The sequence below is a fragment of the Pedobacter alpinus genome, from assembly GCF_042684645.1.
In the GTDB taxonomy this organism is placed as follows: Bacteria; Bacteroidota; Bacteroidia; order Sphingobacteriales; family Sphingobacteriaceae; genus Pseudopedobacter; species Pseudopedobacter alpinus.
In genome coordinates this window covers 45,526-64,902 of sequence record NZ_JBHULV010000011.1, presented here as the reverse complement: position 1 = coordinate 64,902, position 19,377 = coordinate 45,526, and the positions used below count along the sequence as shown (strand labels likewise).

The window sequence follows — 19,377 nt, the reverse complement described above, 5'->3', positions numbered from 1 at the left end:
CAGATAAATCTACAGCCATTTTCTTAAAGGAATCATCAAACATTCGTTTGTTCATAGTTTCAAATTTAATGTGTTTATATTAAACCTGACTTTAAAATCCCTCTAGTTAAAGGTAGCAACTCCAACCCACTATTGCTCCAGTCCATGTAGCAGTGTTATATTGGAAATCCAAAGGAGTCTTATCAGAAATGATTTCTTTCAAGCTTTGAAGCTCGACTTCATTTAACTTAGCCTGCCGTCCTCTTCCAGCTTTATCCATTAACCCTTCAACCCCTTCGGCTTCAAATCTATGAACCCAATTTAAAATCTGTTTAAAACTAGTTCCGTAAAACTCTACTAGTTTCCTGCTCGACATTCCCTTCGATAATTGATAGATAGCATTCAATTTCATTCCAACCTTATACCTATCGTCCTTGGTAAACTCGGATTTGATTTGCTCAGATGTATAACCCTTAATTACTAATACATTTGCCATGTTTTTTTAGTAAATATAACATATTTTGTGTAATTATTTAACGGAATTTATATAATTCAACAGCATGTTTAGCGCCTAAGTCGTTTTTTAGATGCTTTTAGAGATTTCTCAACTCTCCTACTTTATCCATTTGACCGGGTATTTTCCCATATCTAACAACTTCATCTTGAACTAAATCTAATAGATTTTTCCCGTCAGCAGGATCAGGGATATTAATATTTACGTTATAATATTCTGTCACCCCATCAATGAAAAGTGAAAAATTCTGATGAACTGAGTATTTTAATATGTTGCCGTATTCAACTGGAAACCCACTACTGTCACACCCGAAATCGGCATAATAAGTCATCCAGAATTTTTGAACTTTTGCTTTTACGAGAACAGGAGGATCAGAGGATGCTACTCCGGCCATTTTTCTGAGCAAAGACGTATAACTTTTGCTGTCACCTTGACCAATTGCAAAACACCAGCTAGCAAGTTCTTCCTCTAACGGTCGCAGAATAACAGGCAATGTTTTTATTATCTGGTCTATTTCCTTTTGTTCGTCTGCTGCAACTTGAGCTTTTACAGATAGTTGCACTAGTAAAAAAATGAGGAATAAGATTGCCTTTTGCGATATGTTCATTTATGGCTTATTTTAATTCAACAGCATGTTTGGCGCCTAAATCGTTTTTTAGATGTATATAAATATCTTTGAGTTCTTTTACCTTTTCGATTTGGTTATCTATTTTTTCAAATCTCAGTATTTCATCCTGTACAAAATCTAACAAGGTTTTACCATCAACTGGATCAGGGATATCAATGTTTACATTATACTTTTCTTTCACAACATCAATGAACCAACTATAACTTCGATGGGTAGAAAATTTTAAAATATTACCAAATTCAACCGAGAATCCTGAGCTGTCGCAACCTAAATCCATATAATAAGTTTTCCAAAATTTTTGAACTTTAGCTTTTATAAGAAGAGGAGGATCAGAAGATGTCACTCCAGCCATTTTTTTGAGGTCAGAATTAAACTCGACATCATGTTTATCTATTCTATAACATAATTTGCTTAATTCTTCATCAGAAGGCCGGGGAATATCCGGTAATGTCTTTATTATCCGGTCAATTTCCTCCTGTTCGCCGGGATACATCCCTCGTCTTAACAGTTCAATGTTACCCGGGATTTCGAACAGGGAATATTTATCAGCACTTATCCTCAGCTTTACGGCTTGGCTTCTCACCATACGAAAGGATTGCGTATTATCTTTATTGATAACTGGTTTATAAGCAATGGCAGACCATACGCCATTTCCATCGTAGGTTATACTATCATACAGAGGCATTGCTACCTTATCCCCATCTATTATCCTGCCTTTTGTCCCATCAATTTTTAATAAAAAGTCAAGCTTCATTGAGGCTGGTTCTGTTTCTCTGGAAGTTACCCATTTCCCCTCAATGTGGTTTGCTTTTACATCCTGGGCGTGTAGGTTTGGTGCAGTGAGAGTTATAAGTATTAGTAAAAGGAATGTTAGTTTCATTTAATTCAATTATGTTTTTATAAATCTAATCTGCTCTAAAAACAGCCTCTTCTCTCAAATATGCAGGTGTATTTTTATCATTAATTATTTGGGCAGCTAGTTTATTCACCATTTCCTGATTTCCCTGTTCATCATAAAGATAAAGCAAAGCCATGGTTTTATAACAGACCCTTGTTTTATCCTCTGGCTTTAAAACGTAACCATTTATTTTTTGGATAAAGGAAGCTAGACTTTCTGTATGACGTAGAACGTTTGAGTATTCTCCAATCAAAACGCATAATTCCTTGGCACTCGGTTTAACTTTAGGGCTGTCGATTATAATTGCCAGCTCTGATACTAATTTATTATAGTCAGATTTTTCTTTATAGTATTTGATTTTTTGTTTTTGAGTTTCCAGTTCCGCAGATTGGGGTAGGAATTTTGAAATATATATTTTAAATGCAATGAAATCTAATTCTTTTGATTGCTTATCTGAACTAAAATTAGAAGCCATAGCTATCAATTTAATAAGCAGCTGTTCGCTCATTGTTTCTTTAAGCACTCTTTCTACGCTAGATTTGTTTAAGTACTCGTATAATTCTTTTAATTGAGCTTCTGTGGGCAGCGCCTTGGTAAAAAAAAATATCTCAAAAAGGTCTTCATTGTTTACAATGCTAGGTTGTTTTGCAAGGTAGGTTGTGATCAAATCATCAAGGCCTTCTTCATTCATTGTGCTAGCATTGTACACCCAATATTTAAATCTCGAGGGGTCTAAAGTTCCTTCTAAAACTTGCTTTTTCAATTTATAAAACTGCCTATAAGGATCTGCGGCAGCCCTAGCAGTACTTATCAATCCATTATAATCTGTGGCACCAATAACTTTATGGAGAACTTCTCCTTTAGCATTGAAATACAGTAATGCGGGGAATCCGGTTATGTTATATTTCTCTTTTAAAGCTAATCCATCGCCCTTTTCCATATCCAAGCTTATATTTATAAAGGTTGGATTAAAAGCTTTACCAGCTTGGTCTGTTGTTAACACCTCTTTATCCATTTGTTTGCAGTAACCACACCATGATGTATGCCCAAACAAAAAAATGGGCTTATTCTGAGCCTTGGCTTGTGCAAGAGCAAGACTCCATTGGCCATCTTTAAGAAAGGTAATGCCTGTAGCTTTAGCTGAATCGGGAGTTATTAAAAAACCAAAAAATAAGGTTAAATAAATATACTTTATAGTATGTTTCACCGATATTAAAACCAATTCCATTATGAATTATTTTATTGGAATATTGTTAGATAGTTTTGTATAAAATATTATATTTCTCAGGATGCCTGTTTTACTTTAAGATTGAAAGCTGCATTTTTTAATTGCTACAAGAAAAGGATGTTTCTATCCTGTACGATGATTCCCTATCGGTAATTTCTTTACTTTTAATTGCACTCTCTAAAGCTTCCGAATAATTATTTCCATATCCTACAGCATATTTTTTTAGCGAACATGCATATCCACTAACTTTTTTGAAATAACTAATAATTACCCCATTAGATTTACTGGAAGAACTGAATGACATGTTACTTTTATCCACTCCATACCAAGTATTTAGGGTGGATTCTATTCCATCTTGTATTTCTGTATAGTCTCCACCATAGCAAGAGTTGATAAATTTATAGCCAACCCCTTCACTAAACGTTACATTATCACACTTTTTCCCTTTATAAGCTATGCCAACCATTAATAAAGGACTTACTTTCTGGCTTTTTGGAACGAAGCTAAGCGATATTCCTATCGAAAAAATCGCTAATAAGATTGTAGAATATTTATTTTTCATTTTTATTGTTTTTACTTTTTAACCGCTTTTTATCTCTTTAAGTTTCTTTCAAATGGTAATTGTGAAGAATTAACATAGATTAATTTTTACCTGCTGTATTTGTTTCATCAGAATTTATTTTAAATAAACTGATACCTAACCCTATGCCAAACCAGGGTTGGTTTCTGTACACCCAATTTTGCTGTATAGATCCTCCAGGAAAATCTACACCCACTAAGAAACTTAGTTGTACATTATTTTTTTCCCACATCCACCCAACTGCTGGCGAAAACATAGATAATTTATAATCGTCTCTTTGCACCTTAATCTTACTCTCATCGGCGGTATAGCTGCTCAAACCTATATAAGCTAAAAAATTATGGGTAAAATTGGTTTTCCAATTGTGATGAACAGTCCAAGAAAATGTTGGGCCCACTGAAATGCCGCTGGCAAAATCAAATTGCCCTTTCTCTGTAGCAAAAGGGCGAAGTTTTATAGGCATAACTAATAAACCAATATTCCATAAACCACTTTTATTATCAAATTCTATTGAATTGTTTAATAGAGTTTTTGTTGGAACTAAATAATAGCTTTTTGAGAGGTCAATAGTGTCACTCGAAGTTATGGCCATGAGGCCATTAATATTTAATATTTTTGGATTTTCATCTGTTTTAAGCTCTTTGAAATTTTTTCTGGAATTTGCCTTATTACTATTCATTCTTTCGAGAAGGCTCTTTGCATTTGAATTGCTTAAGTCCCAAAATTTAATCATGCTATATGAGCCAATTTGCTCAATCACATCAAAAGCGTAATTTTTTTCAATTAAAATGCTTCTAATTAAAATAGTATCTGTTAATATTTTTCTAACTTCAACTGTTTCAACTTTACCATCTTCCTTGACTATAACAGTATCCTTTATTAAAGAAATTGTTGCTTTGTTACCACCAATTAATCCTTGCTCACCATAATACTTAGTGATATCAACAGGACTGACCAAGGTAGCATATTTTAAATATCTTGGTTTATTGTTAAGAGTTTGTGCTTTTAAAATACTTAAAGTACAAACCAAACAGAATGTTAATAGTATTATTTTTTTCATCTTGAATTAATTCAAAAACGGGTCTTTATTTTCTTCTTTGGCAATTTCTACCAAGCGGTAAACTGCTTTTTTAACACTTTCTGCTTTACTAAGTGGAGTAAATAAAAGGATGTTTGACTGTGAATTTTCAGTTATTTCGTCATTGTCTCCGGATTTTTTATTAAACATTTTACGGGAATAATTGAGATTGTTGCTAAAACGGATGTGATAATAAGAGGCTTGGTTATCACCCGTTTTAAATTCCATTTCTTTAAACAAATCCCAACGGATGTTCCAATATTTTTGTGAAATGTCAAAGAATCTGGTATCGCCTATCATTCCTGCGCTTTCAATAACAAGTTCACTTAAATTAAAAGTTGCTCCCGAACAAGTGCCCCCAGCAAACGGTAAGCGAAGCCCGATGACTTCTTGCAAAGTCCTATTTAAAAACGCTACAGTTTCTTCTTTACTGGGTTTCTGCTGCGCTAGACTATTAATACATGTTAATATTAGCATAACAATTAATAAGTTCCTAATAGTTTTTGTCATAGTTGTTACTTTTAAATTTAATCAAACTTTATAGGCTCAGGGGCTCCACATAATTTCCGCAAATGGTTGAAGGCTTGCTCAATTTTTTTACTGGGTAACCAATATTCACAATCACCACATGAAGAGTTATTTACCGGGATATATACTTCTTTAACTTTTTTTGGACTTTAAAAGTTACCAGTGTATTCTTCAAAATATTTACCAGGTGCTGCCTTTAATAACAGATAAACAATATAAGAATCCTCCTTGCCGCGGATATAAGATGAAATTGACTCAATATCTGCAAAGTCGATGACGTACTTTTCTTTATCTTTTTTCCAAGGGCTATAAGAAGTCCATTTGTAGTCTTTTTCATAGTAAAAAGTTAAAATGCTGTTTTCAAATTGGACTTTAAAATTAGTCTCGTTGTTCCTAAAACCGTTTTGATTACTGCGAGAAAAACTTTCTCCCTCAAAATGGCTTTTAATAAACGTAATTGTCTGTTCTTTATTTGGGACAGTTTTTTGGGCTTTTATGCTCAAACTGATAATCATAAATAATAGTATGCTGATTATTTTCATAAGTTAATTAAATTCTATTGGCTCAGGTGCACCGCTAAGTTTACGTAAATGATTAAAAGCTTTTGAAATTTTAAGTTCGCTCAAATCAATGTCACAATTTAGGGTTCTAAAGAGTTGGAGGTTCATTTTAGATACATAATTATCTCCTCTTTTGATCAGCTGTTTCTTGTTTTGAGTATGAAAAGCCAAATAATAAACACAACCGACATCATTTGCGTTGTTTTTAACAAATTCTATAAACTCAATATCACTAATATTAAACACATAGACTTCCCTTTTTTCCTTTTCACTAGAATAGAAGCCGTAGCTGTCCCAGGAAATTTCTAATTGATTGCCTGAGGCTTTGAAGATGTAATTATCTGCCTCTTTGATAAACTCTTTTTGAGAGTCCCAATAAAAAATGACTTCATGGTCACTAAAAAAAGATTTTATATATTCAATAGTCTGTTCTTTAGTTGGCCTGGTTGTTTGAGCGTTGGTGGTAATACTACATAAAAGGAGAAATAAAAATGGAATGAGTCTTTTCATTATTATTGGCTCTAAATCAAACAACTAAAATAAAATAAGTTAATATATTATTATATACCCAATGTCAGGTATTTTTTAATTTTATTTATCAGACAAGTGAATTCATTAAGTACGGACAATCTGTGTCACTTGATATAGTCAGTTGCCTCCACTGCTATGCCGTATTCCAATACCTGTTTAAAAGTTAATGGCTCATACACGTAATTATAAGGATGAACATCATAGCCCAAAATGCTGTCGCGTAGCTTGCAGCTCATAAAAAGCCAATAATCACGGGGCATTGTCACTGTCCGCGTCATGAGACTGCTTGCTGCCGCACCTTCAAGCACAGAAAATTCCCATTGGCCCATCAGCATACAGTATTCTTCGGGAAGCTGCTCCATTAGTGCAAAGTAGTCGCATATTAGGCTGAGGCTTTTAACAGAGCCTTTAATAAGCAACCTATCCATTTTTTCAATCAGCTCAACGTCCGCCGGAACAGGGATGATACTTGTAAAGCTTTCACCAGAATCATCTAATATGTTTTTGGCTTGCTGAGTACGTTCATGCTGCTTTTCAAGCTTTTTTGCTTCCAGAAGTTCGCTTAAGTTTTTTTTCGGCATAATGTCTCTTAATGTTTCATGGGGAGTGGGGTTTGATTCTTGCTTATTGAACCATGCAATGAAAATACTGACAAGGGATACTAAACCCAATAACAATAAAGAAATATAATCCAACATGTTACACTTTAATAGTAATTGACTTGTGAAATATGAGTGTAAGGATTTTTATACTATTTTAGAATTAATGCACAAAACGGTTATAACAAAATATATCAAAATAAGACTTTTGCAAGGCAATTATTAGTAAAGGTCAAAATAAAATATGAGAGTAAGAATAGCAAGGATTTCAAATAACTTTTATAGCAGGTGGTGAAAACATCCTGCTTTTTTTATTTTCATATTTTAAAGAAGACGCCTTTTAAATAATAGTAAATTGCTATATCAGTTGATTTGCGATTTGAAAACAAATCTGGAAATGTTCAAGAAAAAAGATTGGTCGAAAAGGTTGTATATAGAAAATAATTATTTGGCGTAGCTTTGCTTTCTTTAAAATATTGTTTATCAGTTGAAAGAACAATAATCAATTAAACTATAATTTACGATAGGTTTTAGTTCCCATAACAAACTCGTTTCCACCAGATCGCATCGCAAATCCAACAATTGATGGGGATTTCCATACATTAGTAGTAGATCCTCCTGTACCAGCGGGAAAATACTTGTAAGAATCACCCTCCCAATATAAACCTCGAATAAAGCGCACATTATCAATACATCTTCCACGTTTTGCAGAAGGAGGAAATGCAGTACCAGTTTCACTTACGAAAGCTGCTCCATAGTTATTTTCTTTATGATATATAATGCTTATTACTAAACCTGTAGACTGTTCTTTCCAAGAACCGTTAATGATATTGGGGTCTGCATCTCTAGCCTTTGCGGCAGTTTCAGCGTCTCTTGAGCACCCACAAAAAATTGATATCATAATAAATATCGAAATTGCTTTGATTATGTAAACTTTCATTTTATGATAATATTTCTCAAAAATATTAATCCTTCAAATGATCAACAATACCCACAATTGGGTATTTGTTTATAGCTTATAATATTAGAAATTTAGAGTTTTAATATGAATATGAAAAATCTTATTATCATACTAATTATTTGCTTCTCATTATCTAGCAAAGCTCAAACCTTATTTAAAGAAAATGGTAAATATGGTTTGAAAATTAAGGATAAAGTAATTTGTGAGGCGCAGTTTGACTCTGTAATGGTTAATAAAAGTTTGGAAGATAGTGTGATGGTTGTATATAGATACCCAGAACAAGCTTGGGGAATATTTACATTAGATGGGGAGGTCGTTTTTCCTTTCTCCCCATTAGAAATAGAACCATTTTCTAATGGTTTGGCTAAGGTCGCATCGTGGCACTTTCGTACTGAAAAAACGACAGATAATAGTCTAGGAGATCAATTTCTCTTAAATGAAAATTTTTCTAAGAGTCAGCTTTATCCAATGGGGCCAACTTATAAATACCATTTTATTGATAATAAAGGTAAACGCATAAACGAGGGAGTAAGCTACTACTATGCTGAAATTTTTAATAATGGAGCAAGTGTTGTGGCTGACATGGATTCTGTTGGAAACTGGAAAAGTAGTTTAATTAATACTGAAGGAAAGCGAATTGGTGATCCAAATATTAATTTTTTAACGTATGCCGGAGATGGGCTTTTTATCTTTTTGAAAGATCAAAAAGTTGGTTATACTAACTCTTACGGAGAAATAATTATACCAAATAAGTTTTTAGATGCCAAACCATTCAATTCAAATGGTTTGGCATTAGTAACTATTCCTGTTGAAACTAAAAGACAAAAGGCAAGCTTTTCAACTTATGAAGACGGAAAGAAAAATTATTATAAATTAGATCTGAATCCTCAATATAATTATGTAGCCACTTTAGATAGCATTAATAGCGAATATATCATTACCTTTTGTAAAATGGGAATGATAAACAAAAAAGGTTTATATGTTTTAAAACCTGAATTTGATTTTATAGATTTTCATCAAACTGACGCTATACCAACAGCCAGAGTAAGGTTAGGGGATAACTATGGTGTTGTAAACTCCGAAGGAAAATTATTATTACCTCCTATTTATCAAGAAATTAATTACATCCACCATCCCGAAGAGAATTATATTTTCAGAAAAGAAGATCGTTATGGTTTAATGAATGCTAATGGTAAAATATTATTAGATACGCTTTATAGTAGAATAGACCAAATATCATACGCTCCTAATATTTATTATAAGGTTACCATTAATGATAAACTTGGTTTAGTAAACGCTAATGGCGAGTGGATGCTTAAGCCAGAATTTTCAAGTATTAATAAATTTAGCGACCGTGATAAAATTTTCATTATATCTAAAGATGATAAAGCTGGGCTGGTTTCTATAAATGGGAAAATATTAATTTCTCCAGAATTTAAGTATTTAGAAGACTTTAAAAACAACTTAATTAAAGCAAACAAAAACGATAAATACGGTTTATTTAATCTTAAAGGAGATATAATATTACCGTTCGAATACGATGAAATTAGTTATGATGAACAAAGTATTTTTCCTGCAATTGTAGCAAAGAAGAAAATCAATGAAATTGTTGTAAGTAAATCTTATAAATTAGACGTAGATATAACTTCTGTTGAGTAACTAAAACTAGGTTCTCTTATCCAGGATTTGGTTAATAAGATATTAATCTTTAGAATAAAGTATCAGTTTGTGGGAAGTGTAACGCGGGTAAAGATTCCTTTTGCTTACATATCAAATTAAGATTGAAAACTGCATTTTTTAATTGCTACAAGAAAAAGATGTTTCTATTTTATATGAGGATTCCCTATCAGTATTTTCTTTACTTTTAATTGCATTTTCTAAAGCTTCCGAATAATTATTTCCATATCCTACAGCATATTTTTTTAGTGAACATGCATATCCACTAACTTTTTTGAAATAACTAATAATTACCCCATTAGATTTACTGGAAGAACTGAATGACATATTGCTTCTATCCACACCATACCAAGTATTTAACGTAGATTCAATTCCATCTTGTATTTCTGTATAGTTTCCGCCATAGCAAGAGTTGATAAATTTATAGCCAACCCCTTCACTAAACGTTACATTATCACACTTTTTTCCTTTATAAGCTATGCCAACCATTAATAACGGACTTGCTTTCTTGCTTTTTGGAACGAAGCTAAGCGATATTCCGATAGAAAAAATCGCTAATAAGATTGTAGAATATTTATTTTTCATTTTTATTGAGTTATTTTCCACTGTTTTAAAATATAATAGAGTTAATTTGTAATTGTTACCGTAACATTAGAATTAAAATATAGATTGAATCCATAAAGCGATGCGTACCATGTGCCAGCACTTGGGTTATTGAAAGTGCATGCTTCTTGTTCTCTATTAGGCTTAATACTGTAACAATCAGCAGTCCAGCTATATTTAGGTAGGTTTGTCGGAGGTTTTGGCCCCACAACTAGTGGTGCGGAGCCTTTTTTAACAAACAAGTCTGCTGTATTGTAGTAAGCACCACCGCTTTCGCTTGTTTTTACAGTCATGCTTTTAGTACCTGCTGGTACGTTAAAAGAAATTGTTTTTGTTTCATAAACATTTCCTTCAAGAATGGTATTAACTAGTGCAGTAACATTTGTTCCTGGGTTGGTTGTCCCTCCAGAGCCACCGCCCTGCGTGGGTGTGGTAGCTAAAGCATTATTTACATATATTCTAGGATTATTGTTCAATATTTCTATTTTAATTGTATTAGAACTATTTCCAAATAAAGATTTTGAGATTGTGCCAGTAAAAGTCTTTGTTGTATTTGTAATCATGGAATTTACTACATTAGCTCTAATTAGATTAAATGAATAAGAATTTACAGGAACAATTTGAATCTTTGATTCAGAAGTTGATAAAAGTTTATTATTAAGAACAAAATCTTTAACACCATTATAGTTTGTTGAACTTTTATCCAATTCCTCTGTTAAGATTTTAACACCTAATAAATCTTCCACTGCGAAATCAATATCTTTATCAATCTCTTTAATTTTTTCACAAGATATATGCGATAATGATAAAAGAGTAAGAAATAAATAAACTTTAAATTGATTTTTCATTACAATAATTTTAATTTTTTAAAGTAAGAACTTCTCAAAGCTACACTGTTTAACTAAAACGATAAATACCTAATAGTGGGTATTTTAATGAAGAAATTATACCCTGTTCATCCTATTTAGATTTATGCTTCCAATTGATTTTTTAATAGAGGCTATAATTGTACAATGGGTTTTAAAGCTAATGGTTTAAAGAAAAGGATGATTTTTTAAAGTGTAGATGGTTATATGCGCAAGCAGAAGAATGAGTGCTTAGCTAAAGAATAGAATATTCAAAAAACTAAAAATAATCTTAAAGTTTCTTCTAATCTGACTAAATAATATACGGTTATCCAAACGTTTTTGTAAGCTGTCGGATGAACAATTTTAAGGGAAGTTTTCATAAAAAAAGGATGAAGTTTTCAACCTCCATCCTTAAGCTTATACTCTAAATCCTCTTACCCCCTACTTTTCTAAAACTATAAATCAAACTTTATGCCTTGTGCCAAAGGCAACTCAGTAGAATAATTGATAGTATTCGTCTGTCTCCGCATATACGCTTTCCAAGCATCAGAGCCCGATTCTCTACCTCCGCCAGTTTCTTTTTCTCCGCCAAAAGCACCGCCAATTTCTGCGCCAGATGTACCAATATTAACATTGGCAATTCCACAATCGGAACCGTTAACAGATAAAAACAATTCAGCTTCCCGCATGTTAGTGGTCATAATTGCTGAGGATAAACCTTGTGGAACATTGTTTTGCATAGCAATTGCATCATCCAAATTTTTATATTTCATTAAATACAAAATAGGGGCAAAGGTTTCATGTTGCACTATTCTCATCTCATTACTCACTTCTGCAATACAAGGTTTTACATAACATCCAGAATGGTAGCCCTCTCCATCTAAAACGCCACCTTCAACTACAAATTTCCCGCCCTCTGCTTTGCACTTTTCAATCGAATTCAGATAATTTTTAACAGCATCTTTATCAATTAATGGCCCAACATGGTTATTGGTATCTAAAGGATTACCAATTTTTAATTGCCCATAAGCTTTCACAAGCTTTTGCTTAAATGTTTCGTAAACACTTTCGTGGATAATTAACCTACGGGTAGAAGTACAACGTTGCCCAGCAGTACCAACGGCACCAAAAACTGCTCCTATCAAAGTCATATCTAAATCAGCGTTTTCGGTAATAATAATGGCATTATTTCCGCCTAGTTCTAAAATGTGTTTTCCTAACCTTGCTCCAACAGCTGCTCCAACGGCTTTCCCCATTTTTGTAGATCCTGTTGCAGAAATTAAAGGAATATTTACGTCATAACTCATTAATTCACCAATATTTCTATCGCCAATTACTAAGCAAGAAATTCCTTCGGGTAAATCATTATTCTTTAAAACCTTTGCCATTATTTTTTGGCAGGCTATAGCTGTAAGTGGTGTTTTTTCTGAAGGTTTCCAAACGCAAACATTACCACAAACCCATGCCAAAGCAGCATTCCAACTCCAAACCGCTACCGGAAAATTAAAAGCTGAAATAATTCCAACAACACCTAATGGATGCCATTGTTCGTACATACGGTGTAAAGGCCTTTCAGAATGCATAGTTAAACCGTATAACTGACGAGATAAGCCGACAGCAAAATCGCAAATATCAATCATCTCCTGTACTTCTCCCCAGCCTTCTTGCAAGCTTTTTCCCATTTCGTAAGAAACCAGTTTTCCTAAATCTTCTTTATGTTTTCTAAGTTCTTCACCTAGTTGTCGCACAATTTCGCCCCGTTTTGGCGCAGGTATATTTTTCCATGTTTTAAAAGCAGTTTTAGCTTCTTCAACAACGTTTTTATATTCATCAACAGTCGCAAATTTAACCTTAGCAATTAATTTTGAATCTACTGGCGAATGAATATCCACAATAGATGATTCACTGCTTCCACTCCATTTTAAACCTGTACTTGATGCTTCATTAAGCGTGTCAATTCCTAAGTTATGTAATACCCCAGCAATATTTACTTGTATCATATCAATCTAATTTATTGTCAATTTTATAAATTTCACCTTAATAAAGGTTATTTTTGTAAAGTTAGTTTAATAAAGTATCTCATCAACACAACTCATATTTTACAAAATAAGCTATCCACATTTAACAGCATATTTAGCTAAATTCCAGTTCATTAACTATTGTGCTGTCTAATTGTTAATAAAAAAAATATCCATCATTTACATAATAATTATAATTTGAGGATATATAAAGAAACGTAAAAGTTTTTTTTATCATTTAAACGTTCTATTTAAAATTGGCATCGTATGGAAGAAGATTTCGAATTTGAATTTACCGAAGACCCCAAATTATCTGTGGAACGTTATGAAGAGATGATTCGTAACCACGATCAGTATTTTTTTGATGCCTTAGCTTTTGAAAATATTATTGATTATTACATGGATAAAGGTGATCCTGTAAAAGCATTGCAAGTAATAGACTACGCAGTAATGCAACATCCTTATGCTGCAATTTTCCACATTAAAAAAGCGCAATTACATGTATTTACCAACGAATTAGATAAAGCATTTAGTTCTTTACAAAAAGCCGAATTATTAGAGCCTTCTGAAGCAGATATTTACATGATTAAAGGCAATATTTTTGAAAGTTTAGAGCAACATGAAGATGCGCTTGATAATCTCAAAAAAGCTTTAGAAATGGCAGAAGTGAAAGATGAAGTGCTGATGCAAATTTCTTTTGTTTACCAAAACATGGGCGACTATGACGCGGCAGTAAGCTATTTAAAATTATGTTTAGAAAACAACATGGAAAACCAAGATGCACTTTATGAGTTGGCATTTTGTTATGATGTTTTAGATAAACAAGAAGAAAGCATACAATTTTACCAACAATATATTGACAGCGAACCTTACTCTTTTGCCGCTTGGTATAACTTAGGAAACGCTTTTCATAAACTTAATTTATTTGAAAAATCTATTGATGCTTATGATTATGCCATCTTAATTAAAGAAAACTTTTCGTCGGCTTATTTTAACAAGGGAAATGCTTTGGTACAATTAGACCGTTACCAAGAAGCAATTGATGTTTACCGCCAAACTTTTGAGTACGAACCGCCTAATGCCGACACTTATTGCGCTATGGGCGAGTGTTACGAAAAATTGGAGAAAATGGATGAAGCTCGTTCTTTCTATAAAAAAGCTGTTAAAATGGATACTAAAATGGCCGATGCTTGGTATGGAATTGGAGTGACATTAGACTTTGAGGAGCGATATTTTGAATCTTTACATTTTTATAAAAAAGCCTTAAACCTAGATAATGAAAACCCAGATTATTGGTTTGCCATTGCAGATGCTTATTATAAATTAGGAAACTTAACAGAATCTGAAGAAGCTTATGAGAAAGTTGTTGAAGTTAACCCTTTAGATATTGAAGCTTGGTTAGACTATTCATCAATAGTTTTTGAGCAGGAAAACCTTAAAAAATGTATAGAAATTATTGCAGAAGGCATTAAAAACAATCCAGATTCGGCTGATTTATATTACCGCTTTGTAGCCTACTTATTTGCGGACGGACAGTATAACGAAGCACTAACTCAATTACAAATAGCATTAAATACTGATATTGAAAAGCACTATCTTTTATTTGAATATTTACCACAACTACAGAACAACAAAGTAATTATTGATATTATAAATAGTTACACCAAATAGTTTATTGTAACATTTTATTTAAAAATTAGCTATTTGCAATAAATTGATTTTTTTTTAGGATTTTTGCAACCGAATATGAATTATACGTTAAATAATATTCCAGACAGAACGGTTAAGCCACGCCAAAACGGACTTACCATGGTGATGGATAAAGGATTAAGTTTAAGGCAAGTAGAAGATTTTTTAGAAGTTGCCGGCACACATACAGATATTGTAAAATTAGGATGGACAACTTCTTTTGTTACCCCTAATCTTAAAGAAAAACTAAAACTTTACAGAGATGCTGGCATTCCGGTTTACTTTGGAGGTACTTTATTTGAAGCTTTTGTAATCAGAAATCAGTTTGATGATTACCGCAGAGTTTTAGACCAATATGAAATGAAATTTGCTGAAGTTTCTGATGGTTCAATTGAAATTCCACATGACGAGAAATGCGAATTTATTAGACAATTAAGTACTCAGGTAACTGTAATTTCTGAAGTAGGTTCTAAAGACGAAAAGAAAATTTTTGCGCCATATAAATGGATTAACTTGATGAGAGCAGAAATTGAAGCGGGTTCTTGGAAAGTAATTGCAGAAGCAAGAGAGGGTGGAAACGTTGGTATTTACAGAGATTCTGGAGAGGTACGCCAAGGTTTGGTTGATGAGATTTTAACGCAAATACCTGAAGAAACCATTATTTGGGAAGCTCCGCAAAAAGCACAGCAAGTTTGGTTTATTGAATTAATTGGCTCAAATGTAAATTTAGGAAACATTGCTCCAGCAGAAGTTATTCCGTTAGAAACCATAAGGTTAGGTTTACGCGGAGATACTTTTAACCACTTTTTGAATCAGACTAAATAAAAAAAGGAGAGCTTTAGGTTCTCCTTATTTGTATAATGAAAAAATACGGCTTAATAGGATTCCCTTTAGGGCATTCTTTCTCTGAGAAATACTTTACAGATAAATTTGAAAAAGCAAATCTTAAGAATTATAAATATTCGCTTTATCCTTTAGAAGATATTAAAGATTTTCCCACACTACTTGCAAGCGACAATGAACTTTATGGGATAAACGTAACTATTCCGCACAAAATTGAAGTATTGCAATTTTTAGATGAAGTTGATGCTGCAGCCAAAGAAATTGGTGCTGTAAACTGTATTAAAATTGTACATGGCGATACTGTTAAATCACTTTTTTCTGGTGAGTTATGCACTTTTAAACCCAGCAAATTCAAATTAGTGGGTTATAATACTGATGCTTACGGTTTTGAAAAATCACTAGCACCTTTCCTTAAAAAACATCATAAAAAGGCTTTAATTTTAGGTAATGGTGGTGCTGCCAAGGCAATAAAATATGTTTTAGAACAACTAAAAATTGCTTTCAAATTTGTGAGCAGAAAACCAGAAGCTGATATGTTTAGTTATGCTGATTTGAATGAAAGCATATTAAATGAATATCAAATCATCATAAACACCAGCCCTGTTGGTACTTATCCAAATGCCAATGAATTTCCAGCCATTCCTTACCAATTTTTAACAGATAAACATTTACTATACGATTTAGTGTATAACCCAGAAGAAACGCTTTTTCTTAAAAAAGGAAAAGAAAAAGGCGCTGCAATAAAAAATGGTTACCAAATGTTAGAGCTGCAAGCAGAGAAATCTTGGGAGATTTGGAATAGTTAGGTTGTTTAATTAGTCACTTATAAGCATTAATCTAATAAAACGATATCTGATTATAGCTAGAACTAGCATCGGGGATAGCTATCTGGTTAAGGCTTTTTTTCAAAGCCTGTTTTTTTAGTCTCCTTCTGTTGGATAAGAAACCGAAGCAAAGAGGGGTAACGAGTAAAGCGACCAAGTCTAAGCAGGCAAATGCCCAAAATATTTAGCTTTTTTTTACAAAAATAAATCAGTAGAAATTTATAACTTCAAAACCTAATGAAATATCTATTTTTTCTGCTATTTATTACACTTTTAGGTGCTGCCGCTTGTAGTAATAAACCAGATTATGCGCCAAAACCAAGGGGTTATTTTAGGTTAGAATTTCCTGAAAAAGAATACCAAATTTTTAATAAAAACCCTAACTACAGTTTTGAATATCCAAAATACGCTCATATGTATTTAGATAGTACAGATGGTTATCGTCCAAACTGGTATAATTTAACCTACCCACAATTTAATGCTCGTTTACACATTAGTTATTACCCAATAAATGGTTTAAAAGATTTAAACCAACTGGTTGAAGATTCTAGAAAATTAGCTTTTAAGCACACCGTTAAAGCAACTGGTATTAATGAGGGAGTGATCACTACAAAAGAAAACCAAGTTTATGGCGTTTATTATACAATAGATGGAAACACCGCATCATCTACCCAGTTTTTTTTAACAGATAGCAATAATAACTTTTTAAGAGCAGCATTGTATTTTAATGAAAAACCGCAGCCAGACTCTATACAACCCGTAGTCAATTTTATTAAAACTGATATTGATAGAATGATTAAGACCTTTAAATGGAAAAAAAATTAATCCCAATAAATGAAAAAAATTACTCTAATTATTATTTTAAGTGTTATTGCTTTTAATAGCAAAGCCCAAAATATATTACAGAATATCAATTTAGCATCTGAATTTTTTATTCAGTTAGACTCTGGCAATTACGACAAAGCTTACAGTTTATTTGATGCGTCAATGACTGAAAAAGTGAAGCCAGAAAATTTAAAAGTTTTATGGACGCAAATTACTTCTAAACTAGGGAAATTTGAAGGTATTGATGGTGCTACAAATAAAAGCCAAGGCGATTTACAATTGGTGATTTTAGAAGGTGGTTTTAAAAATGACACTCAGCCTTTTCAATTTGCATTTAATAAAGAAAGTAAAATTGTAGGATTTTTTATTTTACCAAAAAACCCAGAGAGCACTTATAAATATCCGAGTTATGCCGACCCAAACTCTTTTACAGAAAAATTAATTACCATAAATACTGGCAAGCATAATTTACCAGCAATGCTTACTTTGCCCAAAGATAGTTTAAACTGCCCAATAGTAATTCTGGTTCATGGCTCTGGCCCGTCTGATATGGACGAAACCATTGGTCCAAATAAACCCTTTAAAGACATAGCCGTTGGTTTAGCCAGTAAAGGAATTGCTTCTATTAGGTATGTAAAAAGCACCATGCTTTTTGCAAATGAGTTTGTTGGTGCTTTTACAGTTAAAGAAGAAGTTATAAATGATGCACTTACTGTAATTGATTACGCTAAAACAGTACAACAAATAGACTCTACAAAGATTTACGTTTTTGGGCATAGTTTAGGAGGCATGCTAGCACCACGTATTGCTAGCTTAAAACCAACAGAAATTAAAGGACTTATTTTAGCAGCTGCACCAGCAAGAAAGCTGCAAGATTTGGCAATTGAGCAAAATAATTATTTTTTTAAGCTACAAAAAGATACCGCTAAAACTGCACCTTTAGCTTTTGCTAAAGCCATAAAAGACTTAAATTTCACTAAAACGTTAAATGCTAAAACACCTCAACAAGATTCGCTTTATTTAGGTTTACCTGTTTCTTATTGGGCAGATTTAAACACTATGGACCAAGTTGTGATTGCAAAAACACTTAAACAAAGAATGTTAATAATACAAGGTGGCAATGATTTTCAAGTAAGTACTACCGATTTAAAATTATGGCAGGAGGCTTTAAAAGGTAAAAAAAATGTAGATACTAAACTTTACCCAATGCTTAACCATTTGTTTGCTTTTGTGCCAGAAAAAGGGGATAATAACCAATACCTTAAACCAATTAATGTTGACCAGCCTTTAATAGAAGATTTGGCTAGTTGGATACTTCAAAAATAATGGAATTAAAAACATTTGTAAATAATCCTTATCAGGAAAATACGTATATAGTTTATGACGAAACTGGGCAATGTGCAATTATTGACCCCGGAATGTACACTGCTACAGAGCAAAATGCAGTTGTAAATTTTATAAAAGAAAATAGTTTAACACCAGTAATGTTGTTAAATACACATTGCCATATAGATCATGTTTTGGGTAATAAATTCATTTTTGACCAATATGGTTTAAAACCGCAATTTAACAAAGGCGAATTACCTTTATTGCAAGCTATACCATCTTATGCGCCACAACAGGGTTTTAATTATGATTTATCGCCAGAACCAGATACTTTTTTACCAGAAGGCGGAGAAATTAATTTAGGCAATGGAGTTTTAGAACTTTTGTTTACTCCGGGGCACTCACCAGCACATTTATGTTTTTATAGCAAAGCTGATGGTTTTGTAATTGGTGGCGATGCGCTGTTTAAAGGAAGTATTGGTCGTACAGATTTACCAGGTAGTAACCACAAAATATTATTAGAAAGCATCAAAAACCAACTTTTTACTTTACCAGAAGAGGTAAAAGTTTATCCGGGCCACGGGCCATACACTACCGTTGGTTTCGAGAAATTATATAACCCTTTTTTTAATCAATAGTA

21 protein-coding genes are annotated in these 19,377 nt (G+C 32.7%); 7 read left to right on the top strand and 14 right to left on the bottom strand.

The genetic code is table 11. The annotated features are described in order from the left end of the window. Positions 1-106 precede the first annotated feature (106 nt). From ACFSSE_RS04505 to ACFSSE_RS04455, 11 genes are all read right to left on the bottom strand, one after another. Positions 107-475, bottom strand: a complete 369-nt coding sequence (locus ACFSSE_RS04505; protein ID WP_379042298.1) for a helix-turn-helix domain-containing protein — start codon at positions 473-475, stop codon at positions 107-109. Between the two features lie 97 nt (positions 476-572). After that, positions 573-1,100 (bottom strand): hypothetical protein, encoded by a 528-nt coding sequence (locus tag ACFSSE_RS04500; protein ID WP_379042300.1) that lies wholly within the window; start codon positions 1,098-1,100, stop codon positions 573-575. 7 nt (positions 1,101-1,107) lie between these two features. After that, a complete protein-coding gene (locus ACFSSE_RS04495; protein WP_379042302.1) occupies positions 1,108-2,001 on the bottom strand; it encodes a hypothetical protein in 894 nt (297 codons plus the stop codon). Between the two features lie 25 nt (positions 2,002-2,026). After that, on the bottom strand, positions 2,027-3,247 hold the full coding sequence (locus tag ACFSSE_RS04490) for a thioredoxin family protein (protein ID WP_379042304.1): 1,221 nt from the start codon (positions 3,245-3,247) through the stop codon (positions 2,027-2,029). 97 nt (positions 3,248-3,344) lie between these two features. Next, complete coding sequence (locus tag ACFSSE_RS04485; protein WP_379042306.1) at positions 3,345-3,713, bottom strand: hypothetical protein; 369 nt, start codon at positions 3,711-3,713, stop codon at positions 3,345-3,347. 175 nt (positions 3,714-3,888) lie between these two features. Continuing rightward, positions 3,889-4,887, bottom strand: coding sequence for a hypothetical protein (locus tag ACFSSE_RS04480; protein WP_379042308.1), 999 nt, complete (start codon positions 4,885-4,887; stop codon positions 3,889-3,891). 6 nt (positions 4,888-4,893) lie between these two features. After that, positions 4,894-5,415: a hypothetical protein gene (locus ACFSSE_RS04475; RefSeq protein ID WP_379100743.1), complete on the bottom strand. Its 522-nt coding sequence runs from the start codon at positions 5,413-5,415 to the stop codon at positions 4,894-4,896. Positions 5,416-5,582: 167 nt separating this feature from the next. After that, positions 5,583-5,975 carry a hypothetical protein gene (locus ACFSSE_RS04470; protein ID WP_379042312.1) on the bottom strand — a complete coding sequence of 131 codons (393 nt, stop codon included), beginning with the start codon at positions 5,973-5,975 and terminating at the stop codon, positions 5,583-5,585. 3 nt (positions 5,976-5,978) lie between these two features. Beyond that, positions 5,979-6,503 carry a hypothetical protein gene (locus ACFSSE_RS04465; protein WP_379042313.1) on the bottom strand — a complete coding sequence of 175 codons (525 nt, stop codon included), beginning with the start codon at positions 6,501-6,503 and terminating at the stop codon, positions 5,979-5,981. 125 nt (positions 6,504-6,628) lie between these two features. Next, complete coding sequence (locus tag ACFSSE_RS04460; RefSeq protein WP_379042315.1) at positions 6,629-7,222, bottom strand: hypothetical protein; 594 nt, start codon at positions 7,220-7,222, stop codon at positions 6,629-6,631. A gap of 412 nt (positions 7,223-7,634) precedes the next feature. Continuing rightward, positions 7,635-8,024 (bottom strand): hypothetical protein, encoded by a 390-nt coding sequence (locus tag ACFSSE_RS04455; protein ID WP_379042317.1) that lies wholly within the window; start codon positions 8,022-8,024, stop codon positions 7,635-7,637. 150 nt (positions 8,025-8,174) lie between these two features. On the opposite strand from ACFSSE_RS04455, the gene ACFSSE_RS04450 reads away from it, so the two are divergent. Then, a complete protein-coding gene (locus ACFSSE_RS04450) occupies positions 8,175-9,743 on the top strand; it encodes a WG repeat-containing protein (RefSeq protein ID WP_379042319.1) in 1,569 nt (522 codons plus the stop codon). 138 nt (positions 9,744-9,881) lie between these two features. On the opposite strand, the gene ACFSSE_RS04445 is transcribed toward ACFSSE_RS04450, so the two are convergent. The 3 genes from ACFSSE_RS04445 to amaB form a co-directional block, all read right to left on the bottom strand. Next, entirely contained in the window at positions 9,882-10,346 is a 465-nt protein-coding gene (locus ACFSSE_RS04445) for a hypothetical protein (protein WP_379042321.1), read from the bottom strand. 41 nt (positions 10,347-10,387) lie between these two features. Beyond that, the gene (locus ACFSSE_RS04440) at positions 10,388-11,212 is read right to left on the bottom strand and encodes a pre-peptidase C-terminal domain-containing protein (RefSeq protein ID WP_379042323.1); all 825 of its coding nucleotides are present in this window, start codon (positions 11,210-11,212) and stop codon (positions 10,388-10,390) included. A gap of 455 nt (positions 11,213-11,667) precedes the next feature. Next, positions 11,668-13,212, bottom strand: coding sequence for an L-piperidine-6-carboxylate dehydrogenase (amaB, locus tag ACFSSE_RS04435; RefSeq protein ID WP_379042325.1), 1,545 nt, complete (start codon positions 13,210-13,212; stop codon positions 11,668-11,670). A 285-nt stretch (positions 13,213-13,497) separates the two neighbouring features. Between amaB and ACFSSE_RS04430 the strand changes: the two genes are divergently transcribed. The 6 genes from ACFSSE_RS04430 to ACFSSE_RS04405 all read left to right on the top strand — a co-directional run bounded on the left by ACFSSE_RS04430 (position 13,498) and on the right by ACFSSE_RS04405 (position 19,375). Then, a complete protein-coding gene (locus ACFSSE_RS04430; RefSeq protein WP_379042326.1) occupies positions 13,498-14,901 on the top strand; it encodes a tetratricopeptide repeat protein in 1,404 nt (467 codons plus the stop codon). A 75-nt stretch (positions 14,902-14,976) separates the two neighbouring features. Continuing rightward, entirely contained in the window at positions 14,977-15,744 is a 768-nt protein-coding gene (locus ACFSSE_RS04425) for a phosphosulfolactate synthase (RefSeq protein ID WP_379042328.1), read from the top strand. 35 nt (positions 15,745-15,779) lie between these two features. Beyond that, complete coding sequence (locus ACFSSE_RS04420) at positions 15,780-16,568, top strand: shikimate dehydrogenase family protein (RefSeq protein WP_379042330.1); 789 nt, start codon at positions 15,780-15,782, stop codon at positions 16,566-16,568. A 255-nt stretch (positions 16,569-16,823) separates the two neighbouring features. Beyond that, entirely contained in the window at positions 16,824-17,411 is a 588-nt protein-coding gene (gene gldD, locus ACFSSE_RS04415) for a gliding motility lipoprotein GldD (protein WP_379042332.1), read from the top strand. 9 nt (positions 17,412-17,420) lie between these two features. After that, positions 17,421-18,737: an alpha/beta fold hydrolase gene (locus tag ACFSSE_RS04410; RefSeq protein ID WP_379042335.1), complete on the top strand. Its 1,317-nt coding sequence runs from the start codon at positions 17,421-17,423 to the stop codon at positions 18,735-18,737. Next, positions 18,737-19,375, top strand: coding sequence for an MBL fold metallo-hydrolase (locus tag ACFSSE_RS04405; protein ID WP_379042338.1), 639 nt, complete (start codon positions 18,737-18,739; stop codon positions 19,373-19,375). The genes ACFSSE_RS04410 and ACFSSE_RS04405 overlap by 1 nt, the downstream gene beginning before the upstream one ends. The last annotated feature ends 2 nt before the right edge of the window (positions 19,376-19,377 follow it).

Coding starts and splice junctions, on each gene's coding strand:
- ACFSSE_RS04505 (WP_379042298.1), bottom strand. CDS start 475: ATGGCAAATGTATTAGTAATTAAGGGTTATACATCTGAGCAAATCAAA.
- ACFSSE_RS04445 (WP_379042321.1), bottom strand. CDS start 10,346: ATGAAAAATAAATATTCTACAATCTTATTAGCGATTTTTTCTATCGGA.
- amaB (WP_379042325.1), bottom strand. CDS start 13,212: ATGATACAAGTAAATATTGCTGGGGTATTACATAACTTAGGAATTGAC.
- ACFSSE_RS04500 (WP_379042300.1), bottom strand. CDS start 1,100: ATGAACATATCGCAAAAGGCAATCTTATTCCTCATTTTTTTACTAGTG.
- ACFSSE_RS04410 (WP_379042335.1), top strand. CDS start 17,421: ATGAAAAAAATTACTCTAATTATTATTTTAAGTGTTATTGCTTTTAAT.
- ACFSSE_RS04460 (WP_379042315.1), bottom strand. CDS start 7,222: ATGTTGGATTATATTTCTTTATTGTTATTGGGTTTAGTATCCCTTGTC.
- ACFSSE_RS04440 (WP_379042323.1), bottom strand. CDS start 11,212: ATGAAAAATCAATTTAAAGTTTATTTATTTCTTACTCTTTTATCATTA.
- ACFSSE_RS04450 (WP_379042319.1), top strand. CDS start 8,175: ATGAAAAATCTTATTATCATACTAATTATTTGCTTCTCATTATCTAGC.
- ACFSSE_RS04490 (WP_379042304.1), bottom strand. CDS start 3,247: ATGGAATTGGTTTTAATATCGGTGAAACATACTATAAAGTATATTTAT.
- ACFSSE_RS04430 (WP_379042326.1), top strand. CDS start 13,498: ATGGAAGAAGATTTCGAATTTGAATTTACCGAAGACCCCAAATTATCT.
- ACFSSE_RS04455 (WP_379042317.1), bottom strand. CDS start 8,024: ATGATATCAATTTTTTGTGGGTGCTCAAGAGACGCTGAAACTGCCGCA.
- ACFSSE_RS04465 (WP_379042313.1), bottom strand. CDS start 6,503: ATGAAAAGACTCATTCCATTTTTATTTCTCCTTTTATGTAGTATTACC.
- ACFSSE_RS04495 (WP_379042302.1), bottom strand. CDS start 2,001: ATGAAACTAACATTCCTTTTACTAATACTTATAACTCTCACTGCACCA.
- ACFSSE_RS04405 (WP_379042338.1), top strand. CDS start 18,737: ATGGAATTAAAAACATTTGTAAATAATCCTTATCAGGAAAATACGTAT.
- ACFSSE_RS04485 (WP_379042306.1), bottom strand. CDS start 3,713: ATGGTTGGCATAGCTTATAAAGGGAAAAAGTGTGATAATGTAACGTTT.
- ACFSSE_RS04470 (WP_379042312.1), bottom strand. CDS start 5,975: ATGAAAATAATCAGCATACTATTATTTATGATTATCAGTTTGAGCATA.
- ACFSSE_RS04480 (WP_379042308.1), bottom strand. CDS start 4,887: ATGAAAAAAATAATACTATTAACATTCTGTTTGGTTTGTACTTTAAGT.
- gldD (WP_379042332.1), top strand. CDS start 16,824: ATGAAATATCTATTTTTTCTGCTATTTATTACACTTTTAGGTGCTGCC.
- ACFSSE_RS04425 (WP_379042328.1), top strand. CDS start 14,977: ATGAATTATACGTTAAATAATATTCCAGACAGAACGGTTAAGCCACGC.
- ACFSSE_RS04475 (WP_379100743.1), bottom strand. CDS start 5,415: ATGACAAAAACTATTAGGAACTTATTAATTGTTATGCTAATATTAACA.
- ACFSSE_RS04420 (WP_379042330.1), top strand. CDS start 15,780: ATGAAAAAATACGGCTTAATAGGATTCCCTTTAGGGCATTCTTTCTCT.